Origin of the sequence: Pseudomonas veronii (genome assembly GCF_001439695.1) — a bacterium.
GTDB classification, from domain to species: Bacteria; Pseudomonadota; Gammaproteobacteria; order Pseudomonadales; family Pseudomonadaceae; genus Aquipseudomonas; species Aquipseudomonas veronii.
Window position 1 is genome coordinate 74667 of the sequence record NZ_JYLL01000008.1, and the last position, 26993, is coordinate 101659.

The 26993-nt window shown below is 62.8% G+C and carries 25 protein-coding genes; 11 read left to right on the forward strand and 14 right to left on the reverse strand.

Annotation, left to right across the window (positions count from 1 at the left end; all coding sequences use genetic code 11):
- Positions 1-8: 8 nt before the first annotated feature.
- The 4 genes from TU80_RS12925 to TU80_RS12940 all read left to right on the forward strand — a co-directional run bounded on the left by TU80_RS12925 (position 9) and on the right by TU80_RS12940 (position 6527).
- Positions 9-1205, forward strand: coding sequence for an SEL1-like repeat protein (locus TU80_RS12925; RefSeq protein WP_318533473.1), 1197 nt, complete (start codon positions 9-11; stop codon positions 1203-1205).
- Between the two features lie 99 nt (positions 1206-1304).
- Positions 1305-2588 (forward strand): SEL1-like repeat protein, encoded by a 1284-nt coding sequence (locus tag TU80_RS12930; protein ID WP_057004625.1) that lies wholly within the window; start codon positions 1305-1307, stop codon positions 2586-2588.
- A gap of 108 nt (positions 2589-2696) precedes the next feature.
- Entirely contained in the window at positions 2697-3797 is a 1101-nt protein-coding gene (locus TU80_RS12935; protein ID WP_057004626.1) for an SEL1-like repeat protein, read from the forward strand.
- A 153-nt stretch (positions 3798-3950) separates the two neighbouring features.
- Entirely contained in the window at positions 3951-6527 is a 2577-nt protein-coding gene (locus TU80_RS12940) for a bifunctional diguanylate cyclase/phosphodiesterase (protein WP_057004627.1), read from the forward strand.
- Positions 6528-6545: 18 nt separating this feature from the next.
- Here TU80_RS12940 and TU80_RS12945 read toward each other — a convergent pair whose 3' ends face one another.
- Positions 6546-7385 carry an AraC family transcriptional regulator gene (locus tag TU80_RS12945; RefSeq protein ID WP_017846438.1) on the reverse strand — a complete coding sequence of 280 codons (840 nt, stop codon included), beginning with the start codon at positions 7383-7385 and terminating at the stop codon, positions 6546-6548.
- Positions 7386-7468: 83 nt separating this feature from the next.
- On the opposite strand from TU80_RS12945, the gene TU80_RS12950 reads away from it, so the two are divergent.
- On the forward strand, positions 7469-8680 hold the full coding sequence (locus tag TU80_RS12950; protein ID WP_046383630.1) for an MFS transporter: 1212 nt from the start codon (positions 7469-7471) through the stop codon (positions 8678-8680).
- An 83-nt stretch (positions 8681-8763) separates the two neighbouring features.
- Here the strand turns inward: TU80_RS12950 and TU80_RS12955 are convergent, their stop codons facing one another.
- Both TU80_RS12955 and TU80_RS12960 read right to left on the reverse strand, forming a co-directional pair.
- Complete coding sequence (locus TU80_RS12955) at positions 8764-9186, reverse strand: MAPEG family protein (protein ID WP_046383631.1); 423 nt, start codon at positions 9184-9186, stop codon at positions 8764-8766.
- Positions 9179-9484 carry a DUF2834 domain-containing protein gene (locus TU80_RS12960; protein WP_057004628.1) on the reverse strand — a complete coding sequence of 102 codons (306 nt, stop codon included), beginning with the start codon at positions 9482-9484 and terminating at the stop codon, positions 9179-9181. The genes TU80_RS12955 and TU80_RS12960 overlap by 8 nt, the downstream gene beginning before the upstream one ends.
- 83 nt (positions 9485-9567) lie before the next feature.
- Between TU80_RS12960 and TU80_RS12965 the strand changes: the two genes are divergently transcribed.
- Positions 9568-10356 (forward strand): helix-turn-helix domain-containing protein, encoded by a 789-nt coding sequence (locus TU80_RS12965; protein ID WP_057004629.1) that lies wholly within the window; start codon positions 9568-9570, stop codon positions 10354-10356.
- A gap of 54 nt (positions 10357-10410) precedes the next feature.
- The gene (locus TU80_RS12970; RefSeq protein ID WP_169796384.1) at positions 10411-12120 is read left to right on the forward strand and encodes an amidase; all 1710 of its coding nucleotides are present in this window, start codon (positions 10411-10413) and stop codon (positions 12118-12120) included.
- Positions 12121-12171: 51 nt separating this feature from the next.
- On the opposite strand, the gene TU80_RS12975 is transcribed toward TU80_RS12970, so the two are convergent.
- The 3 genes from TU80_RS12975 to TU80_RS12985 form a co-directional block, all read right to left on the reverse strand.
- Positions 12172-12909 (reverse strand): CPBP family intramembrane glutamic endopeptidase, encoded by a 738-nt coding sequence (locus TU80_RS12975; RefSeq protein ID WP_057004631.1) that lies wholly within the window; start codon positions 12907-12909, stop codon positions 12172-12174.
- Complete coding sequence (locus tag TU80_RS12980; RefSeq protein WP_046383635.1) at positions 12906-13118, reverse strand: DUF6434 domain-containing protein; 213 nt, start codon at positions 13116-13118, stop codon at positions 12906-12908. Before TU80_RS12980 ends, TU80_RS12975 begins: the two co-directional genes overlap by 4 nt.
- Positions 13119-13194: 76 nt before the next feature.
- A complete protein-coding gene (locus TU80_RS12985; protein ID WP_057004632.1) occupies positions 13195-14520 on the reverse strand; it encodes an aminotransferase-like domain-containing protein in 1326 nt (441 codons plus the stop codon).
- 91 nt (positions 14521-14611) lie between these two features.
- On the opposite strand from TU80_RS12985, the gene TU80_RS12990 reads away from it, so the two are divergent.
- From TU80_RS12990 to yghX, 3 genes are all read left to right on the forward strand, one after another.
- A complete protein-coding gene (locus tag TU80_RS12990; protein ID WP_057004633.1) occupies positions 14612-15502 on the forward strand; it encodes a DMT family transporter in 891 nt (296 codons plus the stop codon).
- An 83-nt stretch (positions 15503-15585) separates the two neighbouring features.
- Positions 15586-16080, forward strand: coding sequence for a PaaI family thioesterase (locus tag TU80_RS12995; RefSeq protein ID WP_046383638.1), 495 nt, complete (start codon positions 15586-15588; stop codon positions 16078-16080).
- A 44-nt stretch (positions 16081-16124) separates the two neighbouring features.
- The gene (gene yghX / locus TU80_RS13000; RefSeq protein WP_046383639.1) at positions 16125-17012 is read left to right on the forward strand and encodes a YghX family hydrolase; all 888 of its coding nucleotides are present in this window, start codon (positions 16125-16127) and stop codon (positions 17010-17012) included.
- Between the two features lie 64 nt (positions 17013-17076).
- On the opposite strand, the gene TU80_RS13005 is transcribed toward yghX, so the two are convergent.
- Complete coding sequence (locus TU80_RS13005) at positions 17077-17955, reverse strand: LysR family transcriptional regulator (protein ID WP_057004634.1); 879 nt, start codon at positions 17953-17955, stop codon at positions 17077-17079.
- A 128-nt stretch (positions 17956-18083) separates the two neighbouring features.
- On the opposite strand from TU80_RS13005, the gene ampC reads away from it, so the two are divergent.
- Positions 18084-19238 (forward strand): class C beta-lactamase, encoded by a 1155-nt coding sequence (gene ampC, locus TU80_RS13010; RefSeq protein ID WP_057004635.1) that lies wholly within the window; start codon positions 18084-18086, stop codon positions 19236-19238.
- 34 nt (positions 19239-19272) lie between these two features.
- On the opposite strand, the gene dctM is transcribed toward ampC, so the two are convergent.
- The 7 genes from dctM to TU80_RS13045 all read right to left on the reverse strand — a co-directional run bounded on the left by dctM (position 19273) and on the right by TU80_RS13045 (position 26966).
- Complete coding sequence (dctM, locus tag TU80_RS13015; protein ID WP_017846452.1) at positions 19273-20553, reverse strand: C4-dicarboxylate TRAP transporter large permease protein DctM; 1281 nt, start codon at positions 20551-20553, stop codon at positions 19273-19275.
- Complete coding sequence (locus TU80_RS13020) at positions 20553-21185, reverse strand: TRAP transporter small permease (RefSeq protein WP_057004636.1); 633 nt, start codon at positions 21183-21185, stop codon at positions 20553-20555. The genes dctM and TU80_RS13020 overlap by 1 nt, the downstream gene beginning before the upstream one ends.
- 81 nt (positions 21186-21266) lie before the next feature.
- On the reverse strand, positions 21267-22250 hold the full coding sequence (locus TU80_RS13025; RefSeq protein ID WP_057004637.1) for a TRAP transporter substrate-binding protein: 984 nt from the start codon (positions 22248-22250) through the stop codon (positions 21267-21269).
- 156 nt (positions 22251-22406) lie between these two features.
- Complete coding sequence (locus TU80_RS13030; RefSeq protein ID WP_057004638.1) at positions 22407-23222, reverse strand: HpcH/HpaI aldolase/citrate lyase family protein; 816 nt, start codon at positions 23220-23222, stop codon at positions 22407-22409.
- A gap of 14 nt (positions 23223-23236) precedes the next feature.
- Positions 23237-24433, reverse strand: coding sequence for a CaiB/BaiF CoA transferase family protein (locus TU80_RS13035; protein WP_057004639.1), 1197 nt, complete (start codon positions 24431-24433; stop codon positions 23237-23239).
- 9 nt (positions 24434-24442) lie between these two features.
- A complete protein-coding gene (locus TU80_RS13040; RefSeq protein WP_057004640.1) occupies positions 24443-25792 on the reverse strand; it encodes an MmgE/PrpD family protein in 1350 nt (449 codons plus the stop codon).
- A 10-nt stretch (positions 25793-25802) separates the two neighbouring features.
- Complete coding sequence (locus tag TU80_RS13045) at positions 25803-26966, reverse strand: acyl-CoA dehydrogenase family protein (protein WP_057004641.1); 1164 nt, start codon at positions 26964-26966, stop codon at positions 25803-25805.
- Positions 26967-26993 lie beyond the last annotated feature (27 nt).

Consider the following 26993-nt stretch of genomic DNA (forward strand, 5'->3'; position numbering starts at 1 on the left):
ACCCTGCCGTGAACCCACTGACCGAGATCAAAACCAAGCTGGCCTTTACCTGTGTACACGAGCAAATTCCTTCGCCGTCCGCCGAGGCCGATGAGCTGTTCCAATACGCTCGCTGGCTCCAGAAAAACAACCTGCTCAAGCAGGATAAGGCGGTCGATCTGGAGATCGAACGGCTGTACCGTATTGCGTCCGAGAATGGCCATTACAAAGCCAACATCAACCTGCAAAACGGCACCATGCGCGGCCACTTCACGCTCAGCGGTGCCGAACACCTGCGCCTGAGTCAGCAACTGATCGACGTGAACGTGGCAATGGGATATTACTTTATCGGCGTTTTCCTGAAGAACGGTTCTGCCGGACTGAAGCAGGATACGGCTATGTCATTGCGCTATTTTCGCAAGGCGGCCGATCAGGGCAGTGCCCACGCTCAGTACTCTGTGGGTGACAAGCTGGCACCGAGCGACATGGCCCCAGAGGTCGCCCGCCAGATGCGCCGTTGCGCCGCCGAGCAGGGACATGGTGATGCGGCTTCCGACCTGGGTGTCAATCTTCAAGGACTGGGCCAGTACCAGAGCGCACTTGAGGCATTCCAATTGGGAGTGGCTGCGGGAGATGACACCTCGGCATCTTTTTTGAGTAAAGGCTTCCTTGGTCCTCCTTCTACCGATGGACTGTACTACCTCGGCCAACAGAAAGACCTCGAACGTGCTGACCGCTATAAAAAAATCTGGAGCCTGCTAGCGGACTACTCCTACGCCAACCCCAAAGTCCCCGAAATCAACGATATCCTCCCCTTACCTCCCGCCAAACTCCCCACCTGGGACGGCAAACTGCAATGGCTGGAAGCACGCCTGGCCAACGTCCCACCAGAAAAGCCCAGCGAAGCGCTGATCCAGCAGTTGGCCAAAGCCAAACTCCTTGAACCTGCAACCGGCAGACCCACACCCGACTCCCCCGCGTTCATCAAGGCCAGCTACCCCGAACCGACCTGCACCAGCGGCCAGGCCTGCCCCCAGACTGGCTATTGGCGGGCATTCAGCCTGAGTCGCGATGTTTATGCGCGGCTCAGCGATGGCGTGATCCGCCGTTTCGAGAAGAACGAGATCATGCCCACCCTGCAGGTTGAGAGTCACAAGCCGCGTTTTTTGCTGCCCGACATCATCACAGTCAATGAGGAAAGCATCGAATGGCGGCTGTTGGGGTGAAGCATCTTTCGCGTCGGCGACAAGACAACCGGCGGCGGTACGGCTCTATCGGTCGCGTCGACATTATTAGGGTGGAAAGATCGTGAAGGAACTCGATTGATGCGCCAATTGCTTCTGCTATCAAGCCTGCTGTTGGCCGCCTGTAATAACGGCGATGCCCTTACTGACCTGAACCAGGACCTTCCCATGAACCCGATCGCCGAGGCTAAGGAAAAACTGACCTTTACCTGCGTACACGAGACTATTCCCCAACCGTCGGCCGGAGCCGACGTTCTATTCCAGTACGCCCGCTGGTTGCAGAAAAATAACCAGCTCAAGCAGGACGAGACCGTTGATGCCGAGATCGAGCGCCTGTACCGGATTGCTGCCGAGAATGGCCATTACAAAGCCAACATCAACCTGCAAAACGGCACCATGCGCGGCCACTTCACGCTCAGTGGCGACGAACACCTGCGCCTGAGTCAGCAACTGATCGACGTGAATGTGGCGACGGGGTACTACTTTATCGGCCTCTTTCTGAAAAGCGGCTCGGCTGGGCTGAAGCAGGATACGGCCATGTCATTGCGTTACTTTCGTAAGGCCGCCGATCAGGGCAGCGCGCAAGCCCAATACGAAGTGGGGGACATACTGGCGCCGATTGACATCGCGCCGGACGTTGCTCGGCAAATGCGCCGCTGTGCAGCAGAACAGGGCAATGGTAAGGCCGCTGGCGCTCTGGGCGTAAACCTTCAAAGCAATGATCAGTACCAGGAGGCACTTGAGGCATTTCAATTGGGCGTGATGGCGGGTGATGAAACCTCTGCGGGTTGGTTGGAAGATGGCTTCCGTGGTCCTCCTCCCTCCGATAAATTGGACTACCTCGGCCAGCAGGAGGACCTTGAGCGCGCCGAGCGCTATGAAAAAATCTGGCGAATTCTCGCAAACTACTCCTACGCCAACCCCAAAGTCCCCGAAATCAACGACATCCTCCCCTTACCTCCCGCCAAACTCCCCACCTGGGACGGCAAACTGCAATGGCTGGAAGCACGCCTGGCTAATGTTCCGCCAAAAAAGCCCAGCGAAGCGCTGATCCAGCAGTTGGCCAAAGCCAAACTCCTTGAACCTGCAACCGGCAGACCCACGCCCGACTCCCCCGCGTTCATCAAGGCCAGCTACCCCGAACCGACCTGTTCCAGCGGCCAGGCCTGCCCCCAGACTGGCTATTGGCGGGCATTCAGCCTGAGTCGCGATGTTTACGCGCGGTTCAACGATGGCGTGATCCGCCGTTTCGAGAAGAACGAGATCATGCCCACCCTGCAGGTTGAGAGTCACAAGCCGCGTTTTTTGCTGCCCGACATCATAACGGTCAATGAGGAAAGCATCGAATGGCGGCTGTTGGGGTGAGGCATGCAAGGCATCTTTCGCGTCGGCGACAAGACAACCGGCGGCGGTACGGCTCTATCAGTCGCGTCGACATTATTAGGGTGGAAAGACCGTGAAGGAACTCGATTGATGCGCCGATTGCTTCTGCTATCAAGCCTGCTGTTGGCCGCCTGTAATAACGGCGATGCCCTTACTGACCTGAACCAGGACCTTCCCATGAACCCGATCGCCGAGGCTAAGGAAAAACTGACCTTTACCTGCGTACACGAGACCATTCCCCAACCGTCGGCCGGAACCGACGTTCTATTCCAGTACGCCCGCTGGTTGCAGAAAAATAACCAGCTAAAGCAGGACGAGACCGTTGATGCCGAGATTGAACGACTGTATCGAATTGCCGCTGAGAACGGTCACTACAAGGCCAATATCAACTTGCAGAACGGGACCATGCGTGGAAAGTTCAAGCTCAGAGGGGATGAGCATCTGCGCCTGAGCCAGCAACTGATCGACGCGAATGTGGCGACGGGGTACTACTTTATCGGCCTCTTTCTGAAAAGCGGTTCGGCTGGGCTAAAACAAGACCCGGAAATGGCTCTGCGCTACTTCCGCAAGGCTTCTGATCAGGGGAGTGCCCTGGCCCAAGCCTTTGTAGGCGACAAGCTGGCACCCATTAATATCGCCCCTGACATTGCTCGACAAATGCGGCGCTGTGCCGCTGAGCAGGGGCACGGTGATGCAGCTGGCGCCCTCGGCATCAACCTAAAAAATATGGGGCTCTTCCAGCAGGCACTCGAAGTGTTACAGATGGGGGTGGCTGCCGGCGACGAAAGTTCGGCCTCTCGTTTGGGCAAAGGCTTTCGTGGCCCTCAGCCTGATGACCAGTTGTACTACATTGGTCAACAGGAAGACTTGGAGCGCGCCGAACGCTATGAAAAAATCTGGCGAATTCTCGCAAACTACTCCTATGCCGCCCCCAAAGTCCCCGAAATCAACGACATCCTCCCCCTACCCCCCGCCAAACTCCCCGCCTGGGACGGCAAACTGCAATGGCTGGAAGCACGCCTGGCCAACGTCCCACCAGAAAAGCCCAGCGAAGCACTGATCCAGCAATTGGCCAAAGCCAAACTTCTTGAACCGACAACCGGCAGACCCGCGGCCGTTAAGCCGCGTTTTTTGCCGCCCGACATCATCACAGTCAATGAGCAAAACATCGAATGGCGGCTGTTGGGATGAGGTTCCATGCCTCGAATCAACTAAGGGCACCCGCCCACACTTGAGCCAGGTACCGGGAGAATGGGCGCGCCGCGCCTCAAACGCTCATTTTCTGCGTAAGGCTGCCGATAGCCTGTCATCACCCTGACAAGCGGCGACGCCCTGCGGGAATCAATGCCAAATACCTTCGCCCCGATCATTCGTAACCTTTCCCAACGCACCAGCCTGTCGATGGCGCGCACGTCGTTGTTCCAGTGCGTGGTGCTGCTCGCCTGTGTGTTTGCGGCGGCCAGCTATTCGCTGGTGTACCTCGCCCAGGAACTGAACCGATTCGAAGACAGCGAAAGCGCCTTCTACACGCGCAAGGCGGTGCAGTCCCTGGAAAAATCCCAGCGCCTGACCGTCAAGGATTACGCATTCTGGGGCGATGCCTACAAACACCTGCACGTTTCCGTGGACACGAATTGGGCCTATACCCGCGAAAACGTCGGGCCCACGCTGTTTCATGATTTCGGTTTCCAAGGCGTGTTTGTCGTCAACGACCTGGACCGCACGGTATACGCGTTGGTCGAGGGCAAGCTGCAACCGATTGAGCTGACCGAATGGCTCGACCAGCCCGTCGCGGCGCTACTCGAACAAGCGCGCGCAGGCGCCGCGACGGACACACCGGTCACGACGTTCATTAACGTGCGCGGCAACCCCACGCTGGTGGCGGCAGCGGCGATAACGCCCGGCACTGACCCCAGCGTGATCGCCGATGACCGAAAAGCCTCGGTATTGCTCTTCATCAACATCCTCGACAGCGCCAAGCTGACCGAAATCGGCAACGATTTTGGCGTCGATCACCTGCACATCGCCACACCCGATGAAATCGGCAAGACCTTGTTGTTCGCCCTTGGTGAGAACGGTGCCGCCGGCAGCCTGCACTGGCACCCCGAGCGGCCCGGTATGCGTTTGATGGCTGTCGGTTTGCCGCTGCTGGGCCTGGCGGCGTTGCTGGTGTGCCTGATGACCTGGCTGATTGTGCGCCGCACCACGGCGGACGCCCAGGCCCTCGACAGCAGCCACACCTCGCTGCAAGACAGTCAAAACGCGCTGGCCACCAGCGAAGCACGCTTTCGCGATGTGGTGGAAGCCAGTTCGGACTGGGTCTGGGAAATCGACGGCGAGTGGCGTTTCACCTACCTGTCGGAGCGCTTCGAAAGCGTCACCGGCCTGGACCGCCAGGCCTGGATCGGCGCCACGCTGTACGACCTGCTGGACACCGATGCCGGCGCCCTTTCTCAGTGGCTGACCACGCCCGGGCGGCTCGCGGATATCAGCCTGCAGTGTCGCTACGTCGACGCCCGGGGACGGGAGCGCACCACCCGGCTGTCGGCGCGCGAGATGCCCTGCGGCGGGTTTCGCGGAACGGCCACCGACGTCACCGAAGAAGTCGAGGCGCGCCGCCGCATCGAGTTCCTGTCCCAGCACGACGCCCTCACCGGGCTGCCCAATCGCACGCGCCTGCAAGCGTTTCTGGACGGTAAACTCAAAGCCTTGCCCACCCTCACCCACCCTTTGGTCATGCTCAGCCTGGACCTGGATCGGTTCAAACCGGTCAATGACTTGCTCGGGCATGCCGCCGGCGACCGGGTGCTCAATGAGGTATCGAGCCGCCTCTCTGATTGCGTGCGCCACGGTGACCTGGTCGCTCGGGTCGGCGGCGATGAATTTGTACTGATCCTGATCGATGCCGGCGCCCAGGACGAAGTCGAAGCCCTGTGCCGGCGCTTGATCGAGTCCGTCGAGCGGGTGATCAGGGTCGACGAGCAGGACGTGTTCATCAGCGCGAGTATCGGCATCGCCCTCGCGCCCAATGATGCCAACGGCGTCACCGAGTTGTTGCGCTACGCCGATATTGCCTTGTACGAAGCCAAGGCCGCCGGGCGCAATACCTGGCGTTTTTACTCCGGCGAAATGAACGCGCGGATCATCGAACGGCGCCGCCTGGAAAGCGACCTGCGGTTTGCGATCAAGCACGCAGAGCTGCGTCTGCACTTTCAACCACGCTATCGCATCAGCGACGGGCAAATGGTCGGCGCCGAAGCGCTGGTGCGCTGGCAACACCCGGAGCGTGGCCTGATCGCACCGGACACGTTCATCCCGATTGCCGAGGAATCGGGGTTGATCCTCTCGCTGAGCGACTGGGTGCTGGAAACCGCCTGCGCGTGCGCCGCGCAGTGGCCGGATGAGCTGTTTGTGTCGGTAAACCTGTCACCCACCGAATTCAAGCGCGGCAACCTGGTGGAGCGCGTGCGGTACGCCCTGAATAAGTCCGGCATCGAGCCAACGCGCATGGAGCTGGAAATCACCGAAAGCGTGATGCTTGAAGATGCCGTCGGCGCGCTTGAAGTCATGCACACCCTCAAGCACCTGGGTATCCGCATCGCCATGGACGACTTCGGCACCGGCTATTCCTCCCTGAGCTATTTGCGCGCGTTCCCGTTCGACGGGTTGAAAATCGACCGCAGTTTCTTGAACCGGCTGGAGGACAGCGCCGATGACAAGGCCATTGTGCAGGCGATTGTCGGCCTGGGACGCGCCCTGTCGCTGACAGTCACCGCGGAAGGAATCGAAACCGCCGAACACCTGGCACTGCTCAAGGCAGTGGCCTGTGACGAAGGCCAAGGCTACTTCCTCAGCCGACCGCTGGACATCGACGCCTTCAACGGCCTGCTGGACGTGTGCGCGAGCACCCCGCCGTGTTAGCACTCGACAGGCCTTGCGCTAGCGGAAGAAATGACTCGGCGTCTTGCCAAACTGTTTCTTGAACATACTGGTAAAGGCGCTCGGGCTTTCATAGCCCAGCTCAAATGCCACATCGATGATCTTCTCGCCCACGGCTATGCGCTCCAGCGCCAGCAGCAACCGCGCTTGCTGGCGCCACTGGCCGAAGGTCAGGCCGGTTTCCCGGCGGAACAGGCGCTGGATGGTGGTCTGGTCCAGGCCCAGGCGCTCGCTCCAATCCGCCACGGTCGAGGCATCGCCCGGGTCGTCCTGCAACGCCAGGCAAATCCGGCGGATGCGCGGGTCTGCAGGCTGGGGCAAGGACAACGGCAAGGCCGGCAATAGCGCCAGTTCGTCGAGGATCAGGTGCATGATCCGCGCGTCGCGCGAATCCTCGGCATACGGCGGCTTCAAGCTGACCGATGCCTTGATCAGTTCGCTGAGCAGCGGTGAAATGCTGACGGCCTTGGTTTCGCTCGGCAGGTTCGGAAAACTCGCGGGGCGCACAAACACACTGCGCATTTTCAACGCCCCGACGCAGCGCAGCGAATGCACATGCCCACTGGGCATCCAGAAGCCGCGATTGGGTGGCACCGTCCACTGATTCTGCGCCGAATGCACCACCATCACGCCTTCGGTGGCGTACAGCAGTTGATGCTTCTCGTGGCTATGGTCGGGGATCACCCAGCTCTCCGGATAGTCGGTGGCCGAGCTGATGACGGCCCACTCGCCCTCATCGATATCCCGCAGAAATTTATCCAGTGTTTTGATGGCTTCGCCTCTTTTGCGATGTTTGCTGCCCGAATTTCGCGAGACAGGCGTTTTCGACAAATCTAGCATAAACGCCGAGTTCATCCATGGAGCGGCGGTTTAAATCATCGCTGCCCGTCCCCGTCGTTCACTGCCTTGTATGGAATGCCTGCATGTCGACCTTGACCGCGTCTCCCGCTGCCACCTCCAGCCCGCCCCAAGTCAGCCCCTTGGTCATGCGCGTCCTCGGCGCCTGCGCCCTGGCGCATTTGATCAATGACCTGATCCAGGCCGTGCTGCCCTCGATCTACCCAATGCTCAAGGCCAACTACGGGCTGAGCTTCACCCAGGTCGGTCTGATCACCCTGACCTTCCAACTGACCGCCTCCCTGCTGCAACCGTGGATCGGCTACCACACCGACCGCCACCCCAAACCCTGGCTGTTGCCGGCGGGCATGGTGTGTACCTTGATCGGCATCCTGATGCTGGCGTTTGTCGGCACGTTCCCGGCAATCCTGCTGGCGTCGGCGCTGATCGGCGTCGGCTCGTCGACCTTCCACCCGGAAACGTCGCGGGTGGCCCGCCTGGCTTCCGGCGGGCGCTACGGCCTGGCGCAATCGACCTTCCAGGTCGGCGGCAACGCTGGCAGCGCGTTCGGCCCACTGCTGGCGGCGGCGATCGTCATTCCCTACGGCCAGGGGCATATCGCCTGGTTCGGCCTGTTTGCGGTGTTCGCGATCCTGGTGCTGTATGGCTTGAGCCGCTGGTACCGCAACCACCTCAATTTGTTCAAGCTCAAGCAAGGCAGCAAAGCCACCCACGGCCTGTCGAAAGGCCGCGTGACCTTTGCCTTGGTGGTGCTGGCCTTGCTGGTGTTTTCCAAGTACTTCTACATGTCCAGCCTGACCAGCTATTTCACCTTCTATCTGATCGAGAAATTCAACCTGTCGGTCGCCAGTTCCCAGCTTTACCTGTTCCTGTTCCTCGGCGCGGTGGCCGCGGGCACCTTCTTTGGTGGGCCGATCGGCGACCGGATCGGACGCAAGACCGTCATCTGGTTCTCCATCCTCGGCGCGGCGCCGTTCACCCTGGCCCTGCCCTATGTCGACCTGTTCTGGACCGCGATGCTCAGCGTGGTGATCGGTTTCATCCTGGCGTCGGCGTTCTCCGCCATCGTCGTCTTCGCCCAGGAGTTGGTGCCGGGCAATGTCGGGATGATCGCCGGCGTGTTCTTTGGCCTGATGTTCGGCTTCAGCGGTATCGGCGCGGCATTGCTGGGGTTGCTCGCGGACAGCCATGGCATCGAGTACGTCTACACGCTGTGCTCGTTCCTGCCGTTGCTGGGGGTTCTGACGATTCTGTTGCCGTCGACCAAAGGCGTTTGATCGGTTGAGCCTGCCGGGGCATCCGGCGGCTCGATCGCACGGGGCCGGCGCCTACAGCTAGCGCTTGAGGACGCCGGTGCCCTTCATATCATTTTCAACACGAGCATCGCGCCCAACCCGATCAGACACGCCACGCCCACCCCATAGGCCAGCGTGCGCCAGGGCTGGCACTCCATCAGGTACATGAGCGTGTGTGCCACCCGCGCCAGGGTAAAAACCCCGAACAGCACTCCCGTGGCTACCGAAGCGGTGCCCGCCACGACACACAGCCCGCCGAGGACAAAAAACAGCGGAATGTTCTCCAGGTCATTGGCCCACGCCCTGGCGGCACGGCCGACTTGCGGCAGTTCGTCTGGCTGCGGCGCACGGTTGAAGAAAGCCGCATCTTCGGGATTAGTGAACGCCCGCGCGCGCAGGCGGAAGAAGCCCTGATAGCAGGAAATCGCCAGCATCTTCAGGCACAGCATCAACACGCACAGTGCATAGACACGCAATAGCTCATTCATCCCGCAACCCCGTGATGACGATATAGAGCAGCGGCCCCACCGAAACGAACAGCACCGTCAGCACCCAGTAAGGCAGCACCGACGCCACCGACCGCCCTCGCCGCCGGGCGTCGCGGTACATCCACACACAAGCCAGCAGCGCCATCAGGTACAGGTCGATCACCACTTGCGCGGTGTCCGGCCGCGACAGCAATTGCCGGCCAAACGCCAGCAGCGACTGCTCCGCGGTCAGCATCGTTATCAGCGTATACAGCGAAAACCCGAGCAAACCGGCCAGGGCGATAAAGGGTCTGTGCATGGTCTCTTCCTTGAAGTGATCGAGGCCCACGATAGTGATAAGGTTCAGCCCCTCGCAATGACCTCGGAGGTCATGGTCACGCCATGGACAATCCTGCTACCGCCGGCGAACACTTGCGCCGGCTACGCCGCCAGGCACAGTTGAGCCAGCTCGACCTGGCCCTGATCACCGGAGTCTCGCAGCGTCATCTCAGTTGCCTGGAAACCGGCCGCGCCAAGCCGAGCCCCGGCACCCTGCACAATCTGCTGAGCGCGCTGCAGGTGCCCCTCGACCAGTGCAACCGCGTATTCCTCGCCGCCGGCTTTGCCCCGCGTTATGCCGCCACCCCCCTCGCCTCGCCGGCCATGGCGGCCATTCGCGAAGCGGTCAGCCATGTGCTGCACGCCAACAACCCCGCCCCGGCGATTCTGCTCGGCAGTGAGTGGCAGGTGCTGGCGGCCAACACCAGCACTGCCGTGCTCTTTGGCTTGGTCGGGATCGACCCGGGCGCCGCCGATGGCGTGAACCTGCTGAGCACCCTGCTGCAATCGGGCGGCCTGGGCGATCACCTGATCAACGCCGAAGAGATCCGCACCCTCGCCTGGCAACGGGCAACCCGCGAGGCCTTGACCAACCCATCGTTGGCGGCGCTGCTGACCAGCCTGCCGGTGCCCGCCCACACCGAACTGCCCAGCGACATGCCGCCACTGGTGTTGACCCGCGTGCGCTCGACCCAGGGCGAGCTGAACTTTCTATCGACCTTCACCACCTTCGGCATGCCCCAGGACATTACCCTCACCTCGCTGCGGATCGAGCATCTGATTCCCGCCGACGACTTCACATGGCAGGTCATGCGCAGCGCTTTCGAAGGTTATGCGGCGCTGGTTTTGTGAAATATCTGTCCGTAGACTGCCGCCATACCCCCACTTGAAGGCGGCGAAAAAAACCTGATGCAAGTTACCGAAGTCTCCATTGCCCAATTGCGCGCGGCGCTTGAGTCCGGCCAGACCACGGCCGTCGAACTGGTCCAGGCTTATCTGGCGCGGATCGACGCCTACGACGGCGCGCAGACCGCGACCGCGCTGAATGCCGTGGTGGTGCGCAACCCCGCGGCCCTGGACGAAGCCGAGGCGTCCGATGCGCGCCGGGCCAAGGGCGCAACGCTGGGACCGCTCGACGGCATTCCCTATACCGCCAAGGACAGTTACCTGGTCAAGGGCCTCACGGCGGCGTCCGGCAGTCCGGCGTTCGCCAAACTGGTTGCCCAGCGCGACGCCTTCAGCATCGAACGGCTGCGGGCCGGTGGTGCCATCTGCCTGGGCAAGACCAACATGCCGCCGATGGCCAATGGCGGCATGCAGCGTGGCGTGTATGGCCGCGCGGAAAGCCCGTATAACGCCGCCTACCTGACGGCACCGTTTGCCTCCGGCTCGTCCAACGGCGCCGGCACCGCGACTGCCGCGAGCTTCGCGGCATTCGGTCTGGCGGAAGAAACCTGGTCGAGCGGGCGTGGCCCGGCGTCCAACAACGGCCTGTGTGCCTATACCCCGTCCCGTGGGGTGATTTCGGTGCGCGGCAACTGGCCGCTGACCCCCACCATGGACGTGGTGGTGCCTTATGCGCGCACCATGGCCGACCTGCTGGAAGTACTCGACGTGGTGGTCGCCGAAGACCCCGACACCCGCGGCGACCTCTGGCGCCTGCAACCTTGGGTGCCCATCCCCAGCGTCGCTTCGGTGCGCCCGGCGGCTTACGCTGAACTGGCCGCGACCGCCGCATCCCTCGCCGGCAAACGCTTTGGCGTACCGCGCATGTACATCAACGCCGACCCCGACGCCGGCACCAGCGAGAAACCCGGCATCGGTGGCCCGACCGGGCAAAAGATCAACACCCGCGCCAGCGTCATCGCCCTGTGGCAAGCCGCGCGCCAGGCCCTCGAGGCGGCCGGCGCCGAAGTCATCGAAGTGGACTTCCCCCTGGTGTCCAACTGCGAAGGCGACCGCCCCGGCGCACCGACGGTGTTTACCCGTGGCCTGGTGTCCAAGGAATTCCTCCACGATGAGTTGTGGGAACTGTCCGCATGGGCCTTCGATGACTTCCTGCGCGCCAATAACGACCCGAACCTGAACCGCCTGGCGGATGTCGACGGGCCGAAGATTTTCCCCCATGACCCCGGCACCTTGCCCAACCGTGAAGACGAACTGGCCGCCGGCATGGACGAATACGTGCGGATGGCCCAACGCGGGATCACCCCGTGGAACCAGATCAGCACCCTGCCCGACGGCCTGCGCGGCCTCGAACAGACCCGGCGCATCGACCTCGAAGACTGGATGGATAAGCTCGGCCTCGATGCCGTGATCTTCCCCACCGTCGCCGACGTCGGCCCTGCCGATGCCGATGTGAACGAAGCGTCCGCCGACATCGCCTGGAGCAATGGCGTGTGGGTGGCCAACGGCAACCTTGCCATCCGCCACTTGGGCGTGCCGACCGTTACCGTGCCGATGGGCGTGATGGCGGATATCGGCATGCCGGTCGGGCTGACCTTTGCCGGGCGCGCCTACGATGACTCCAGGTTGCTGCAGCTGGCGTCAGCGTATGAAGCCACCGGCAGCAAACGCCTGATTCCGCCGCGCACGCCGGCGCTCACGCCACGCTGACGCGCGGTCCAACGGTGGGAGCCACCGCTCCCACTTGGTTGCGCTGCTCATTCAGGCAACCAGAGGCACGGCAATCAACAGGATCGCCGTGCCATGGGCGAGCGTCGCGGCCAACACACCATGACGCATGCGCAACAACGCGCAGGCCAGCCCTTCTATCAGGGTAAACAGCAACACCGGCCAGCCCAATTGAGTGACGCTCAGGGCCAGGAACGCATGGCAGGCCGCGAACGCCACGCCGCTGATCAAGGCCGCCCGCAGTGGCGTCAGTTGTTGTTCCAGATACCCCTGCAGATAACCGCGAAACAACACCTCTTCCAACGCATTGGCGCCATAGGCCAATACCACCATGCCTGGCAGCCACACCCAGTAATCGTGGATCGCTTGCGTATCCACGCCCTGGTAAAGCCGCAGCGGTACGCCGATCAGGCAGCCCACCGCCAGGCCCCTCGCCAGTCCGACGGCGCAATTGCCCTTGGACCACAAGACCAGCCGCGACAAGTCCGGCGCTACCCACGCGAGCCCGGCAACCAGCAACAGCGATAGACCGCCCAGCGCCGCCAGCACAAAGGTGTTGGCGGTGAATGCAATCTGCACATCGTCACTGAGCGCCCACATGCGCAACGGCGTCATCGCATCGCGCATCAGCACAAACGCCGCCAACAGAATCAGGATGCGGATCGCCGTCATCGACCTGGGGGTGAGCGCGAACCACGCGCCGAACAGCAGCAGGCCTGGCGTCAAATGGGTGCCGTAGTTAACCAGTGTCGCCATGCCTTGAGTAATCATAAGCCGGCGTTTCGACGCTGCCACTCATCCACCATATCGCCGAGGGTTTTGGCCGTATCGTTGCGAATCCAGGCCATGAATGCGCGGTCGAACTTAAACCCCGGGCCGCAGTGTTCAAGCATGAAACGGCGCACGTTCTGGGTGTTTTTGTAGCGCGGGGTGATCGGGGTGCTGCGGGTGATGGGGTCGCTGTGCCAATTAAAGTCCATGTTTTCTCACAAGGCGGTTTGTTGTTTTCGCCGTAGCATAGCGATGTGCCAGTTAAGCAGGAAGTGCCGGATAGCGTCACCACGCCACCACCTTGCGTACCGCCAGCAAGGCCTCGCGCAGCGCCGTCATGTCCACCGAGCCCAACGCCAGGCGCAGCGCATGCGGTACATGGGCGGATACGGCAAACGGTTCGGCGGTGGACACGGCGATATTTTCGCGCTGCAAGGTCATGGCGATCTGATCGGCGCGGGCCTCTTCCGCCAGGGGCAACCAGAGAAAATACGAGGAAGGATGGCTGATGTACGTCAGCCCCTTCAGCACCTGTGCCGCCAATGCCTGGCGTGCCCGGGCATCCTGGCGTTTCTGTGCTTCCAGTTGAGCCACCGTGCCGTCGTCGAGCCAGGCCACGGCAATCGCGCTCATTACTCCCGGCACATTCCAGGTCGTGGCCATGATGCTGCGTTCCAGGGCCTTCACCCACGCCGCCGGGGCTGACACAAAGCCGACCCGCAGGCCGGTGGCGACGCTTTTCGAAAAGCCGCCGACATACACCGTGCGTTCCGGCGCGAGGGTCGCCAACGGCGGTGGCGCGTGTTCTGCCAGAAATGCGTAGGCCGCGTCCTCGATGATCATCAGGTTGTGCTGACGGGCGATGGCTACCAACTGCTCGCGCTGCTCCAGGCTCATCACCCAACCCAGCGGGTTATGCACGGTCGGCATGCTATACACCGCGCGGACCGGATGCTTGCGACACAGGCTGTGCAGATAATCGAGGTCGGGGCCGCTGGCGGTGAGCGGGATCGCCAGCATTTCCAGGTGCAGGGTCTCGGCCAGCACCTTGAAGCCTGAATAGGTCAGCGCGTCGACGGCAATCACATCCCCCGGTTTGAGCAGCGCCATCAGCGTCACGGCCAACCCATGTTGCGCGCCGCTGACCAGCAGCACCTGGTCGGCCTCGACCGTCAGCCCTCGACTCAGCAGATGGCGCGCCACCGCCGCGCGTTCATGCTGGCGCCCGGCGTGGGGCTGGTAACGCAGTAACGCTTGCAGATCGCCGGACAGCGCCAGTTGACGCAATGCCGTGCGCAGCAGCTCGGCCTGGCCCGGCAATGACGGGTAGTTGAAATTCAGATCCAGCATGCCCGGCGCCACGCTCATCTGCCCACTGCCCTGCCCCGGCGGCAGCGAGATCTCGCGCACGAAGGTGCCGCGACCGGTTTCACCGCTGACCAGGCCCATCGCCGCCAGCTCGCTGTACACGCGGCTCGCGGTGACCAGCGCGAGGCCGTGGCGCGCGGCCAATTGCCGATGGGTGGGCAGACGCTCGCCGGGCGACAGCCTGCCGCTGCGGATGTCCTCGGCGAAGGTGTCGACCAGGTTTTTGTAACGGGCGCGGGGCATGGGCGATGTATCCATGACAATTTTTTGATTGTCTTAATCTTCCTGCCTAGCATGGCCCGCACGCAACCTCTCCTTTTTTCGGGCCCCCTTCATGGAACAGACCTCACCGCTCAATCCCCTGGCCAACAGCACCCAGGGTTGGATCAATGGCTTTATCGGCGTGGTGATTTTCAGCGGTTCGTTGCCGGCGACGCGCCTGGCGGTGATGGAATTCGAACCGGTGTTCCTCACCCTGCTGCGCGCCACCCTGGCCGGCGTGTTGGCGTTGTGCCTGTTGGTTTTTTTCAAGGAAAAACGCCCAACACGCGCGCAATGGCTGCCCCTGGTCATCGTCGCCCTCGGCGTGGTCATCGGCTTCCCCTTGCTGACGGCGCTGGCCCTGCAATACGTGACGTCCGCGCACTCCATCGTGTTTATCGGCCTGTTGCCGCTGGCCACGGCGCTCTTTGGCGTACTGCGCGGCGGTGAGCGGCCACGCCCGGTGTTCTGGTTGTTTTCGATCCTGGGCAGCGCGCTGGTGATGGGGTATGCCGCCGCCCAGGGCCTGAGCGCCGCCCCGGCCGGTGACCTGCTGATGCTGTTGGCGGTGCTGGTGTGCGGCCTGGGTTACGCCGAGGGCGCCAAGCTGTCGCGCAGCCTGGGCGGCTGGCAAGTGATCTGTTGGGCGCTGGTGGTGTCGTTGCCGGTGGCGCTGCCATTGAGCCTGATGCTCGCGCCGCCGACCTTCACTGGCATCAGCCTGCCGGCGTGGCTGAGCCTGGGCTATGTGGCGCTGTTCAGCATGTTGATCGGGTTTGTGTTCTGGTACCGCGGGCTGGCCCAAGGCGGCATCGCCGCGGTCGGCCAGTTGCAGTTGCTGCAACCGTTCTTCGGCCTGGCGCTGGCGGCGGGCCTGCTGCATGAGCAGGTCAGCCTGGGCATGGTGCTGGTGACAGTCGCAGTGATCGGCTGTGTGGCCGGAGCCAAGCGGTTTGCGCGCTAGCGTCTGCGGCGATGGCATTATTCCCATCCGGCGCGCGTCCTGTTAAACAGGACAGTCCCCTCCCAGAACAATAAGGACTTGGCATGCACACCCCGTCACTGCAAGACACCACCGCCCCCGAAGGCATCTGCTACGGCTGCGGCGGCAACAACCCCCATGGCCTGCATATCAAGAGCCGCTGGGATGCCGACGGCATTCACGTGGTCGCCGAGCACCAACCGGAAGCGAAATACAGCGGCTGGCCGGATCTGGTCTACGGCGGCCTGATCGCCATGCTGGTGGACTGCCACTCGAACTGGACCGCCATGGCCTACCACTACCGCGCCGAACAACGCGAACCCGGCAGCCTGCCGCGTATCGACTGCGTGACCGGGCATCTCGGGATCAAATTCATCAAGCCCACGCCCCTGGGTGTCACGCTGACCTTGCGTGCCCGGGTCGAGGGCGATGTGGGGCGTAAAAGCCGCGTGGTCTGCGAGGTATACGCCGGCGATGTGCTCACGGCGATCGGCGATTCGGTGTTCGTGCGCGTCGATACCGGGCAACTGGCCGCCGCCGCCCACGCTCGCAACGCGTGATCCTGGTCTACATTGACTGGCACCGCTAATCGAGGACTGCACCGATGACTCGTCTCACCGCGAAAGACTTCGCCCCCGAACTGCTGGAGCTCTACGACGGCTACGCCCACGGCAAGATCAACCGCCGCGAGTTTCTCGACCGCGCTGCACTGTTCACCTTCGGCGGGCTCACCGCGTCGGCGCTGCTCGCCGCCCTGAGCCCCAACTATGCGCTGGCCGAGCAAGTGAAATTCACCGACCCGGACATCGTCGCGGACTACATCACCTACCCTTCGCCCAAGGGCAACGGCACGGTGCGCGGCTATCTGGTGCGCCCGGCCAAGGCCACCGGCAAAGTCCCCGCCGTGGTCGTGGTGCATGAAAACCGCGGCCTCAACCCGTATATCGAAGACGTCGCCCGCCGCCTGGCCAAGGCCGGCTTTATCGCCCTCGCGCCGGATGGCCTGACATCCGTGGGGGGCTACCCCGGCAACGATGAAAAAGGCGTAGCGCTGCAACAAAAAGTCGACCCGACCAAGCTGATGAACGACTTCTTCGCCGCCATCGAGTGGCTGATGCACCACGACAACAGCACCGGAAAAGTCGGGATTACCGGCTTCTGCTATGGCGGCGGCGTGGTCAATGCAGCAGCCGTGGCCTACCCGGAACTGGGCGCCGCCGTGTCATTTTACGGGCGGCAGCCAGAGGCCAAGGACGTGCCGCGCATCAAGGCACCGATCATGCTGCATTACGGCGAACTGGATACGCGGATCAACGAAGGCTGGCCGGCCTATGAAAAGGCCCTGAAGGCCGCGGGCACTACCTATGAAGCGTATATCTACAAGGGCGCCAACCACGGTTTTCACAACGACTCGACGCCGCGTTATGACGAGGCGGCGGCGAACCTGGCGTGGCAGCGCACGCTGGGGTGGTTCAACAAATACCTGGCCTGACCGCCTCTGAATGTGTAGAGGTTAGCCGCCGACAAATGTTTCATTTTGCTTCTTGATGAAAATCTCAGCCCTGCGCCGCCATCACCGTCAGCCAGGCCTTGAACGCCTGCATCGCCGAGGTTTCGGCGCGTGACTGCAGGCGCGTCAACCAATAGCTGCCGGTGCTGATGCCCACGTTGAAGGGCTGGCGGATCGCATCACTTTCCAGTTGTCGCGAGAACATCAGCGCAGGGGCCAACGCCACACCGACACCCTGCAGCGCTGCTTCCATCATCGCCAACGATGAGTCAAACACGATGCTGCGCGGCACCAGGGTGTCGGCAGGCAGCCCGGCGGCCTGGAACCACAGGTTCCACTCATCGGCGCGATAGGAGCGCAGCACCGTGTGCTTCAACAGCTCGACCGGCGTGTGTAACTGCTCGGCGATTGACGGCACGCAGAGCACCGTCAGCGGCGCTTCGAACAATGGGCAGGCGTCGGTGCCATGCCAGGCCCCGGCGCCGAAACGGATCGCGTAATCCAGGCCTTCGGCGGCGACATCGACACGGTTGTTGTGCGTCGACAGGCGCAGGTCGATAAACGGGTAGCGGTGCTGGAAGTCCGCCAGGCGCGGCAGCAGCCAGCCCACCGCAAAAGTGCCGACCGCGCCGACGCTGAGCACTTCGCGGTAGTGCCCGCCTTCGAACTGGCCCAGGGTGTGGGCAATGCGGTCGAAGGATTCGCGCAGCACCGGCAACAACGTCTCGCCTTCGCGGGTCAGCATCAGGCCACGCGGCAGGCGTTTGAACAGGGTGACGTTCAGTTGCGCCTCCAGGCTCTTGACCTGGTGGCTGACCGCCGCCTGGGTGACACATAACTCAATGGCGGCCCGCGTAAAACTCAGGTGCCGGGCGGAGGCCTCGAATGCGCGCAGGGCATTGAGAGGCAGATGGGAACGCAGCATGCTTGCCCCTAATTTTTCTAATGGCTGGTGCGAAATATCATCGTTTGCCCAGGCCCGGCGAACTGTCTACCTTTGGCACGCCCGCGCAGGCTGTTCATTCAATCGATCATACTCATGGAAGCGATATCATGCCCCAACAAGCGGTATTTGGAGTGCGTCATTTAACGGCGCTGGCAATGTTTCTCGGCGCCGGCCAGTGCCTGGCCGCCACCGACCTGCAGGCCGTGGTAGACGCCAGCGTCAAACCGCTGATGCAGCAACAGGCTATTCCCGGCCTGGCGGTGGCGGTGGTGCAGAACGGCAAGGTGCAATACTTTAACTACGGCATGGCATCGAAAGAAGCGCAGCAACCGGTCAACCAAAACACCTTGTTCGAAATCGGCTCAGTGAGCAAAACCTTCACCGCAACCCTGGGCGGTTACGCCCAGGCCATCGGCAAGCTCACGCTGTCGGACAAGGCCAGCCAATACTGGCCTGCGTTGGCCGGCAGCGCCTTTGACCGCATCAGCCTGCTGCAACTGGCGACCTACACCCCCGGCGGCCTGCCGCTGCAGTTTCCGGATGCCGCCGACAACGCCGACGCCATGCTCGGCTACTTCCAGCGCTGGAAACCCAGCTACGCCCCAGGCGCGCAACGTCTCTATTCCAACCCGAGCATCGGCCTGTTTGGCTACCTCGCGGCGCGAAGCCTGGGCCAGCCGTTCAATGTCGCCATGGAGCACACCCTGCTGCCCAAGCTGGGGTTGAGCAACACCCACCTCAGCGTGCCCACCGCGCAATCCGGCGAGTACGCCCAAGGCTACGACAAGCAGCAGAAACCCGTCCGTGTAAGCCCGGGCGCACTGGACAGCGAAGCCTACGGCATCAAGACCAGCACCCACGACCTGGCGCGCTATGTGATCGCCAACCTGCACCCGCAAACCCTGGAAAAGCCGCTGCAACAAGCCATCGCCAGTACCCACGCTGGTTATTACCGCGTGAACGGCATGACCCAGGGCCTGGGCTGGGAGTACTACCCCTACCCCATCGCCCTGCAAGCGCTGATTGACGGCAACTCGACACCGATGGCCATGGAACCTCACCGCCCCGATTGGCTGGCGACGCCGCAAGCGCAACCGGCCAACGTGCTGTACAACAAAACCGGCTCAACCGCAGGCTTTGGCGCGTATGTGGCGTATGTGCCAAGCAAGGACATGGGCGTGGTGATCCTGGCGAACAAGAACTATCCGAATGCCGAGCGGGTCAAGGTCGCCCATGCGATCCTGAGCGCGCTGGATCACTGAGCAAGGTGGGAGCCAGGCTCCCACATCGTGAGGTCTACATCCCCAGCCAGTGCGGCAGCGCCAGCGAGATGAACGGCAGGTAGGTGACCATGATCAGGAACACCAACAGGATCATCAGCCACGGCATCGCCGCACGAATGGTCTGCCCCAGCGTCAAGCCGGTCACCGCCGAGGTCACGAACAGGTTCAAGCCCACCGGCGGGTGGACCAGGCCGATTTCCATATTCACCACCATCACGATCCCCAAGTGAATCGGATCGATGCCCAGCTTCATCGCGATCGGAAAGAAGATCGGCGCCAGGATCAACACGATCGCCGACGGTTCCATGAAACTGCCGGCGATCAGCAAGACCACGTTGACCATGATCAGGAAGCCAATCGGCGTGAGCCCTTCGGACAGCACCCAGGCGGTGATTTCCTGGGGGATCTGTTCGGTGGTCAACACATGGGCGAAGAGCATCGCATTGGCGATGATAAACATCAGCATGATCGCCAGCCGCCCGGACTCCAGCAGCACCTTGGGACAGTCGCGCAGACTCATGTCCTTGTAGACGAACAGCGCGACAAACGCCGAGTACACCGCTGCCACCGCCGCGGCTTCGGTCGGGGTGAACATCCCGCTGTAGATGCCGCCGAGGATGATCACCAGCAGCAGCAAGCCCCAGAACGCACGGCGCGCGCAGGCCAGCCACTCGCGAAAGCTCGCCCGTGGCTGCGCCGGCAGCTTCTTGATGCGCGCCACGATATAGATCGCGACCATCAGCATCAGGCCCAGCAGCAGCCCCGGGATCACCCCGGCCATGAACAACTTGCCGACCGACGTTTCCGTGGCGGCCGAATACACCACCATCACGATCGACGGCGGAATCAGGATGCCCAGGGTGCCGGCGTTGCAGATGATGCCCGCGCCGAACGCCTTCGGGTAACCGGAGCGCACCATCCCGGCCACCGCAATCGAACCGACGGCCGCCACGGTGGCCGGTGACGAACCGGACAACGCGGCAAACAACATGCACGCCAACACCGCCGCAATCGCCAGGCCGCCACGGATATGTCCGACACACGCATTGGCGAAGTCGATCAGACGCTGCGCCACGCCGCCGGTGGTCATGAACGCACCGGACAGCAGGAAGAACGGAATCGCCAGGAAGGTATAGGCATCCGAGGTTTCGAACAGCTTGATCGCCAGGGAACTCACCGAGTCCTGGCTGAACATCAGGATCGACACCGCGCCGGACAATCCGAGGGAAATCGCGACGGGCACGCCGAGGAACATGAACACAAACAACAGCAGAAACAGACAGAGCACGGCCATCAGTGACGCTCCTCATGGCCGCCGGCCAATTTGCTCGCCTCACCGGCCTCGTCGGCCAGCCCCAACCCGACCTGGCGGTGGGTGAACAGGCGATAGAAAATTTCCAGGTAGCGGATAAACACCAGAGCAAAACCGACCGGCACGATGAGCACGATGTCGCCGACATCGATGCCGAACTGGTCGAGGTCTTCGGCGCCGATGTGTGCTGTCATCACCGCACTCACCCACCTGTAACTGGCGACCATGAACAGCCCGGCGTAGGCCAGGCAGCACAGGCAGGCAAGCATCCCAAGCAAGCGCTGCACCCGGCGTCCGGTCAGCTTGACCAGCGCATCCACCCCAAGGTGGCCGGCGGTACGCACGCCGTAGGAAATGCCGAAGAAAATCAGCCAGCCGAACATGGCCTTGGTCAGCGCCACGCTCCAGGTCATGTCCTGGGCCCAGGTCATGGTGCCGTCGCCCAGGGCGTTGAAAAAATGGCTGCTCCAGGCCCACTGGTCGGCCAGGGCAAAGAACAGCGTGTAGATGTTGTTGAGCATGACGTAGACGAATGTCACCAGGGTCATGGCGGCCAGCAGGAAGGCAATGACGCCTTCCTCCAGGTGCTCCCAGACGCGCCTGAGCGTTTGCATGGCAAAACCTCGCGAAGCGGGAATAGGTTTCAGAGTGGAAACCGGATCAACCTGTGGGAGGGATCTCGGTATGCCCCGGCATTACAGGTTGGACGCATCCGCCGCCTTGATCAGGTCAGCCCCGATCTCGCCTTCGAACATCTGCCAGACCGGGCGCATGGCTTCGCGCCATTGCTGGCGTTGCGCGGGGGTCAGTTCGATGATTTCGCTGGTCTTGGCGTCGACGATTTTCTGTTTGGCCGACTGGTTCAGCGCCTCGGCCTGCTTGTTCACCTCAACGGTGACCTCGGCCATGATCTGCTCCAGGGTGCTGCGCACATCCGCTGGCAGGCCGTTCCAGAACTTCGCGTTGGTGATCACCATGTAGTCGATCAGGCCATGGTTGGACTCGGTGAAGTACTTCTGCACCTCGTTGACCTTCTGGCTTTCATAGTTCGACCAGGTGTTTTCGGTGCCGTTGACCGTACCGGTCTGCAAGCCCTGGTAGACCTCGGCAAAGCTCATCTTGCGCGGGTTGGCGCGGATCGCCTTGAACTGTTCTTCAAGCACGCTGGAGGCTTGCACGCGGAACTTCAGGCCACGGGCGTCCTTGGGTTCGTGCAGGGCTTTGTTGGCCGACAACTGCTTGAGACCGTTGTGCCAATAGGCCAGGCCGAGGATGTTCTTGTTCTGCATCGAGATCAGTAACTGCTTGCCTTGGGCGGCCTGGAAGCGGTCGACGGCGGCCAGGTCGTTGAACAGGAACGGCAGGTCATAGATCTGCACCTGTCTGGTGTATTGCTCGAACTTGGCCAGGGACGGCGCGAGCATCTGCACATCGCCCAACAGCAGCGCTTCCATTTCCTTGCCGTCGCCGAACAGCGACGAGTTAGGGTACACCTCGACCTTGACCACGCCCGGCAGGCGTTCTTCGGCAAGTTTCTTGAACAGCAACGCGCCCTGGCCTTTGGGCGTGTTTTCGGCGACCACATGGGCGAACTTGATCACAATCGGGTCCGCCGCCTGGGCCAGGCCCGCGACGAACAAGGTGGAGGCGCAGAACAGCGCCCGGGAGAGCTTGAGCATGGGAAATCACCTTCTTATTGTTGTGTTGTAGGGCAAGGTGCCTGATATGGCGCGTGTAGTGAATTTCGAATTTTTGATACCTGCGTTCGGCCTAGATGAACGCCAGCCCGAACGAAAATGCAGATCATCTCTCGCCTCTGGCTTTCGCTGCGCCCGTCAGCGCTGGGCGGCGAGCAGCCGTTGTGCGCGCAACAGAACCGGGGCATCCACCATCTGCCCATCGATCTGATACGCGCCTGCCCCGTGGGCTCCGCCCGCCACCACGCGCTTGGCCCAGGCCAGGTCTGCGGCGCTCGGTGCCAAGGCCGCATGGATCACCGCCACCTGCCGGGGATGGATGCACAGCGCGCCGGCAAAACCCATTTCATAGGCATGCCGGATCGAGCGACGCAGGCCTTCAGGGTCGTCGATGGCCGGGTGGACGCCGTCCAGCGGGGCCACCAGGCCGGCGGCGCGGGAATGCACGATCAGCGCCAGGCGCGCCTGGTCCAGGGCAAAGTCAGCCGCTGGCGAAGGGCTGCTCAAATTCAAGTCGAGCGCCAGGTCCAGGCCGCCGAACGACAGGCGCTCCACCTGCCGCGCATGGGCAATCGCGGCCACCGCCAGCAGGCCCTTGGCGCTTTCGATAATCGGCCAGATCCGTTTGCCGGCGGCGGCCACCACCGCGACCTGGGCGGCACTTTCGACTTTCGGCAGCAGCACGCCCGCCACGTTTGCATTGGCGTTGCAGAACGCCACATCGTCAGCGTGTTCGGCGTGCTCCGGCGCGTTGATCCGCACCCACACCCGGGCGTCGGGGTTGGCGCACAAAAACGCGCCAAGGTTCTCCCGCGCCTGCCGCTTGAGCGGCTCTTCTACCGCGTCTTCAAAATCCACAATCACCGCGTCGGCACCGCTGGCCAGCGCTTTGGAAAACCGCTCCGGGCGGCTGCCGGGAACGAACAGGGCTGAACGAACTACAGGCGTTGGCATCACCACACTCCTTGTCAGATAACGCCGCGCGCGCGCAGGTCGTCGATGGTTTCGCCCGAATAACCGAGCTGATCGAGAATGCCCTGGCTGTGCTCGCCTAACGCGGGCACCGCATCCATGCGTGGGCTGAATGCCGTATTGCGCGCTGGCGGCAACAGCGCTGGCAGCGGACCGGCCGGGCTCGCGACTTCGCGCCAGCTGTCACGTGCCTTGAGTTGCGGGTGGTCCCACACGCCGTGCATATCGTTGACACGGGCACTGGCGATCTGCGCATGTTCCAGGCGCTGGATGACGGCCTCGGCGTCGAGCCGGGCGAAGCTGTCGACGATGATCCGGCGCAGCGCCTCGCGGTTGGCCGAGCGCTTGAAGTTGGCGCAGAAGCGCTCGTCCGTGGCCAAGGCCGGGGTGAGCAGCACCTTGTCGCAGAACGCCGCCCATTCGCGCTCGTTCTGCAAGCCGAGCATCACCGTACCGCCGTCGCCGGTGGGAAACGGCCCGTAGGGATAAATCGTCGAATGCGCCGCTCCGGCACGCGGCGGTGGCGGTGCTCCGTCGAAGGCGTAGTACATCGGGTAGCCCATCCACTCCACCAGGCTTTCCAGCATGCTCACGTCGATACGGCTGCCCTCGCCGGTCTTGCCGCGCAACAACAGCGCCGAGAGGATGCCGCTGTAGGCGTACATGCCGGCGGCGATGTCGGCGATGGAGCAACCGGCCTTGGCCATCTGGTCGTCAGCGGGCCCGCCGGTCACCGACAGAAAGCCGCCCTCGCTCTGGATCAACAGGTCATAAGCCTTCTTTTTCGCGTAGGGCCCGCCTTCGCCATAGCCGGAAATATCGCAGACGATCAAGCGCGGGAAGCGCGCATGCAGCGTCTCGAACGACAGGCCCATGCGCGCCGCCGCACCGGGTGCGAGGTTCTGCACCAGTACATCGGCGTCGGCGAGCAAGCTGTCGAGAATGGCGCCCGCCGCGTCTTGCTTGAGGTCCAGGGTCAGGCTTTCCTTGGAGCGGTTGGTCCACACGAAATGCGACGCCAGGCCGCGCACGCGTTCGTCATAGCCACGGGCGAAGTCACCGCTACCGGGGCGTTCGATCTTGATCACACGCGCGCCGAGATCGGCCAATTGGCGTGTGCAAAAGGGTGCGGCAATCGCATGTTCCAGGCTGACAACGGTGATACCGTCCAGCGGTCGTTGATTAGCAGTCATGACGATTCCTCAAAGCCAGTGGGCCATGCACGGGGTGTTGCGCAACTGCCAGACCTTGGCGATCAACGCGTCGGCCTCGGCCGGGGTGCGCGCGCCGCTGAACTGGCTGAGGCGCTGGAATTTATCCGCCAGCTCGGCGCGGCTGAGGCTGTTGCCGGGGTCGCCCTTGGGCTCGTCGATAGCGCCGTGCAGCGTGCGGCCATCCTCGGTGGTGACGGTGACGCGGCCCAGCCAACGCTGCGGATAGGCGTCGTCGACTTCGCGATCGAGGGTCATGCTGACCTTGTCGCGAAAGGCCGAGACGGCGGGATCGCTCAGTGCCAGCGTGTGGAACTCAACCAGCCCGGCCTTGCCATGCACGGCGATCAGGCCCAGCACGGTGCCCATGGAGAACTTGGCCTGGTGGACGGTGGCCGGCGTAGTGACGCGCCCCAGCACATCGATGGCGCCCTGATGCACGCGGGTCTGCACCTTGGCGATCGCGGCGGCATCGAGGCCTTCACGCTGCATCAACTGCAGCAGCGCATCGGCGGCAGGATGGGTGTGGCGACACGAGGCATGGAACTTGAACGAGGTTTCCAGCAGCGCCCAGCGCCGGCCGAGGTCGGCGGACAGCTTGTGCGGTTCGGCATCGCGGGACATCCCGGCCGCCAGGCCCTGGTCGCCTTCGAGGATATTGCGCGCGCCGGTCAGCCCGTCCGCCGTCAGGTACGCGGCGAGCAAGCCATCCGCCGCCGCCTTGGCCGTGTGCAATTGCTTGGAGTCGGCGGCATCGCGCAAAAACTCCCACAGCCCGGCAGCCTGGGTGCCGGCGCTGCCGAGCAGGTTGATGAATTGCTCCTGATCGAACCCCAGCAATTTGCCCACGGCCACCGCCGCCGCCAAGGTGCCGACGGTCGCGGTGGTGTGGAAGATGCGGTAGTGGGAGCGGCCCATGAATTCGCCGATGCGAATCCCGGCTTCATAACCGGCCACCGCGGCCAGCAGCAGTTCACGGCCGGATTTGCCGAGGTCCTGGGCCGCCGCCAGGGCCGCGGGAAAGACCACCGTCGCCGGGTGCAGCACCGAGCTGTTGTGCAGGTCATCCTGCTCCACCAGGTGCGACGAGGCGCCGTTGACCAACGCGGCGAAATACGCGCTGCTGCTGCGGCCATTGACGATCACCTGCGCCGGGCCGCTGCTCGGCCCCATTTTCCGCGCGTAGCGTTCAAATAGCGGGATCGGGTGCGCGCCCTGGCTGGCCAGCGCCGACGCCAGCCAATCGAGAAAAAGGTCTTCGGTGCGCGCCAGCACCGGTTCGGGCAACTGCGCATAGGTCAATTCGGCGAGGAACCGACACAGGGCTTGGGTATGGCTCATGTTCAGGCCCTCAGAAACTGCGTGGCAGCTCGAGCAAGTGCTCGGCCACGTAGGACAGGATCAGGTTGGTGGAGATCGGCGCCACCTGGTACAGGCGGGTCTCGCGGAATTTGCGTTCCACGTCGTACTCGCAGGCAAAACCAAAGCCGCCGTGGGTTTGCAGGCACGCATTGGCCGCCTCCCAGGACGCCTTGGCCGCCAGGTACTTGGCCATGTTCGCGCTGGCCCCGGCAGGCGCGCCACGGTCGTATTCCTCGCAGGCACGCCAGCGCATCAGGTCGGCCGCTTCGATTTCGATATGCGCTTCGGCAATCGGGAACTGCACGCCCTGGTTCTGCCCGATGGGCCGGCCGAACACCACGCGGTCGCGGGCATAGGCGCTGGCCTTTTCGATAAACCAGCGGCCATCGCCGATGCACTCGGCGGCGATCAGGGTGCGCTCGGCATTCAGGCCGTCGAGGATGTACTTGAAGCCCTTGCCCTCTTCGCCGATCAGGCTGTCCAGAGGCAGTTCGAGGTTGTCGAAGAACAGCTCGTTGGTTTCGTGGTTGACCATATTGGCGATGGGTTGCACGGTCAGGCCGTTGCCGATCGCCTCGCGCAGGTCCACGAGGAAGATCGACATGCCTTCGGACTTTTTCTTCACGTCGGCCAGCGGCGTGGTGCGCGCCAGCAGGATCATCAGGTCGGAATGCTGCACCCGCGAGATCCAGACTTTCTGGCCGTTGATTACGTACTTGTCGCCGCGCTTGATCGCGGTGGTCTTGATCCTGGTGGTGTCGGTGCCGGTGCTGGGCTCGGTGACGCCCATCGATTGCAGTCGCAATTCGCCGCTGGCCAGTTTGGGCAGGTAGAAGCGTTTTTGCGCGGCGCTGCCGTGGCGCAGCAGGGTGAACATGTTGTACATCTGGCCGTGGACGGTGCCGGAGTTACCGCCGCAACGGTTGACCTCTTCAAGGATCACCGACGCTTCAGCCAGGCCGAGGCCGGAGCCGCCGTACTCTTCCGGGATCATCGCCGACAGCCAGCCGGCGGCGGTCAAGGCCTTGACGAAGGCATCGGGGAACGCTTTTTCTTCGTCGATCCGACGCCAGTACGCCGCATCGAATTCGGCGCACAAGGCGCGCACGCCCGCGCGGATGGCATTGAGTGCTTCATTGTCATTCGGGTTCATTAACGGCTCTCCGCCTGTTGTTCTGGT

Coding starts and splice junctions, on each gene's coding strand:
- yghX (WP_046383639.1), top strand. CDS start 16,125: ATGACTCGTCTCACCGCGAAAGACTTCGCCCCCGAACTGCTGGAGCTC.
- TU80_RS13045 (WP_057004641.1), bottom strand. CDS start 26,966: ATGAACCCGAATGACAATGAAGCACTCAATGCCATCCGCGCGGGCGTG.
- TU80_RS13035 (WP_057004639.1), bottom strand. CDS start 24,433: ATGACTGCTAATCAACGACCGCTGGACGGTATCACCGTTGTCAGCCTG.
- TU80_RS12980 (WP_046383635.1), bottom strand. CDS start 13,118: ATGGACTTTAATTGGCACAGCGACCCCATCACCCGCAGCACCCCGATC.
- TU80_RS13020 (WP_057004636.1), bottom strand. CDS start 21,185: ATGCAAACGCTCAGGCGCGTCTGGGAGCACCTGGAGGAAGGCGTCATT.
- TU80_RS13040 (WP_057004640.1), bottom strand. CDS start 25,792: ATGAGCCATACCCAAGCCCTGTGTCGGTTCCTCGCCGAATTGACCTAT.
- TU80_RS12990 (WP_057004633.1), top strand. CDS start 14,612: ATGGAACAGACCTCACCGCTCAATCCCCTGGCCAACAGCACCCAGGGT.
- TU80_RS12965 (WP_057004629.1), top strand. CDS start 9,568: ATGGACAATCCTGCTACCGCCGGCGAACACTTGCGCCGGCTACGCCGC.
- TU80_RS12985 (WP_057004632.1), bottom strand. CDS start 14,520: ATGCCCCGCGCCCGTTACAAAAACCTGGTCGACACCTTCGCCGAGGAC.
- TU80_RS12975 (WP_057004631.1), bottom strand. CDS start 12,909: ATGATTACTCAAGGCATGGCGACACTGGTTAACTACGGCACCCATTTG.
- TU80_RS13025 (WP_057004637.1), bottom strand. CDS start 22,250: ATGCTCAAGCTCTCCCGGGCGCTGTTCTGCGCCTCCACCTTGTTCGTC.
- TU80_RS13030 (WP_057004638.1), bottom strand. CDS start 23,222: ATGCCAACGCCTGTAGTTCGTTCAGCCCTGTTCGTTCCCGGCAGCCGC.
- TU80_RS12940 (WP_057004627.1), top strand. CDS start 3,951: ATGCCAAATACCTTCGCCCCGATCATTCGTAACCTTTCCCAACGCACC.
- TU80_RS12960 (WP_057004628.1), bottom strand. CDS start 9,484: ATGCACAGACCCTTTATCGCCCTGGCCGGTTTGCTCGGGTTTTCGCTG.
- TU80_RS12930 (WP_057004625.1), top strand. CDS start 1,305: ATGCGCCAATTGCTTCTGCTATCAAGCCTGCTGTTGGCCGCCTGTAAT.
- TU80_RS12995 (WP_046383638.1), top strand. CDS start 15,586: ATGCACACCCCGTCACTGCAAGACACCACCGCCCCCGAAGGCATCTGC.
- ampC (WP_057004635.1), top strand. CDS start 18,084: ATGCCCCAACAAGCGGTATTTGGAGTGCGTCATTTAACGGCGCTGGCA.
- TU80_RS13005 (WP_057004634.1), bottom strand. CDS start 17,955: ATGCTGCGTTCCCATCTGCCTCTCAATGCCCTGCGCGCATTCGAGGCC.
- dctM (WP_017846452.1), bottom strand. CDS start 20,553: ATGGCCGTGCTCTGTCTGTTTCTGCTGTTGTTTGTGTTCATGTTCCTC.
- TU80_RS12945 (WP_017846438.1), bottom strand. CDS start 7,385: ATGCTAGATTTGTCGAAAACGCCTGTCTCGCGAAATTCGGGCAGCAAA.
- TU80_RS12955 (WP_046383631.1), bottom strand. CDS start 9,186: ATGAATGAGCTATTGCGTGTCTATGCACTGTGCGTGTTGATGCTGTGC.
- TU80_RS12950 (WP_046383630.1), top strand. CDS start 7,469: ATGTCGACCTTGACCGCGTCTCCCGCTGCCACCTCCAGCCCGCCCCAA.
- TU80_RS12935 (WP_057004626.1), top strand. CDS start 2,697: ATGCGCCGATTGCTTCTGCTATCAAGCCTGCTGTTGGCCGCCTGTAAT.